This window comes from Bacillus sp. 05T31 (genome assembly GCF_056396725.1).
The window spans coordinates 1-1873 of the sequence record NZ_JBFTMA010000987.1 but is presented as its reverse complement, the minus strand read 5'-3'; the positions used below and the strand labels follow the sequence as shown (position 1 = coordinate 1873).

At 35.7% G+C, this 1873-nt stretch carries 3 protein-coding genes and 1 pseudogene; all 4 read left to right on the top strand.

The features are described 5' to 3' along the window. Nucleotides 1-5 precede the first annotated feature (5 nt). On the top strand, nt 6-110 hold the full coding sequence (locus AC1DJR_RS30575; protein WP_205206291.1) for an IS3 family transposase: 105 nt from the start codon (nt 6-8) through the stop codon (nt 108-110). Nucleotides 111-390: 280 nt separating this feature from the next. After that, on the top strand, nt 391-1002 hold the full coding sequence (locus tag AC1DJR_RS30570) for an alpha/beta fold hydrolase (RefSeq protein WP_477004319.1): 612 nt from the start codon (nt 391-393) through the stop codon (nt 1000-1002). A gap of 229 nt (nt 1003-1231) precedes the next feature. Continuing rightward, nucleotides 1232-1432, top strand: coding sequence for a sporulation YhaL family protein (locus AC1DJR_RS30565; RefSeq protein ID WP_002087191.1), 201 nt, complete (start codon nt 1232-1234; stop codon nt 1430-1432). Between the two features lie 221 nt (nt 1433-1653). Next, nucleotides 1654-1873 (top strand): annotated as a pseudogene (locus AC1DJR_RS30560) (helix-turn-helix domain-containing protein); the annotation flags it as partial.

Below are 1873 nucleotides of genomic sequence, written 5' to 3'. Positions count from 1 at the left end.
ATTTAATACAAGCAATTGAAGAATATATTTACTTTTATAACTATAAACGGTTCCAAAAACGACTCAACCATCGAGCTCCGATAGAATATCGAATCTCGATGGCTGCTTAGTCTTTTTAATACTGTCTACTTGACAGGGATAAGACCAAACATGGAGTCCCTTTCTTTATTTTTTGGCCATGCAGAGAAAAGAATTGACTTACTTTTCATATGTAACTATAATGGTTACAAAATAACCATCAGTAATAGCGGTGAGTTATATTTTTTTAACACGATTGTAACTAAGTTGGTTACAGTTAAAAAAGAAAACATAAAACAACCAAAAAATGTAAAACCTTTAAATAGCAACATGAGAAAGGAGACGGGGATTTTGAAGCGGTTTAAGTTTTATATGATTAGCGGTATTGTTCTTGTTTTATTAATAGTATGTAACTTCGTTGATAAGCCGATTGCGAAGGTTGAAGAAGTGAARGATACTGTKATGATGARGMTRAATACGAAAGAGAGTATGGCGCAGATTGATGGRCAGACGATYTATTTTAAGCAAATTGGTGAGGGGAAACCGCCTTTACTTATGCTTCACGGGTTCGGTGGTTCTTCAGATGGGTTTAATGATATTTATCCGGAACTTGTAAAGGATCATACGATTATTGCAGTTGATATTTTAGGGTTTGGGCGTTCTTCTAAGCCGATTGATTTGATTACGGATTATAATAAAAATGAAGTGAAAAATAGTCGCGATGATAAAGAGCATTATGATCAGCTTACGAAAATGAGAGAGCGCCGCATTGCGATGGAAGCAGATAAAATTAAGGTACCGACTTTAATTATTTGGGGACGACACGATAAGAGTGTTTCTTGGAAAAATGGTGAACTGTATCATCAGTTATTTGCAAATAGTACGTTTCATATCATTGAAAAAGGATACCACGCGCCGTTCCGCCAAGAGCCAATCGAGTTTATGGAATATGTACAAGCGTTCTTCGCGAAGAATCCACAATAAAGTGAAACTTTAATCAGTGGGGGTTTTGTCCCTCCCCCACTGATTATTAGTTGAACCAATCGGGCGTTTACGGGCAGTTGATCTCCCACTTAACTTCTTCGCTTCAGCTGAATTTTGAGGTAGGAGTCTTACTGCCCGTTAATGCGGGATGAAATTTTAAGCATAAATCCACTTCTTTCCTCATAAAGTGAAACTAATAAGGCTTGTCTAAGGAAAGGGATGAACGAAAGTGGAAACTTTACCATGGTGGATTTATCTTGTAATCATTGGGATTGTATTGAGTGGCTACATGGTTTTATATACTTCGAAAAAAGAGCAAGAGATGGATAATGATTTTATCGAAAAAGAAGGCGAAGTATATATGAAGCGCTTAGAAGAAGAACGAGAGAAACGTAACCAGGATAGTGATAAAGATTCGGTACTGCTTTAATAGAAACTTTTAAAGAAGAGAAAAGCGTTTAGTTTCTCTTCTTTTTATTGTTCGGGAAATTATTATAGAAGAAAAGTATATAAAATCTACATGACATAAAGTGCGAAATGGCGCTATGTTAAGATGTAACGCACAAGTTGCACAGGTTACGCAACGATAACTAGCTTTACTCTTCATCATTTATTTGACCATACTAGACATAGAGAGGTGATAAACACAGTATGATTTTTAGTGAACGTTTAAAAGAAGAAAGGGAAAAAGAAATTGGTCACAAAATGATTTGGCTGAAAAAATTCATGTAAGTAGGCAGTCTGTTTCGAAATGGGAGACGGGAAAGAACTATCCGAGCATTGAAATTATTATTCATTTAAGTGATCTGTTCGGTATTACAATTGATGAGTTATTGAGGAGTGATGAAGAGTTGACGCAGAAAGTAATTGA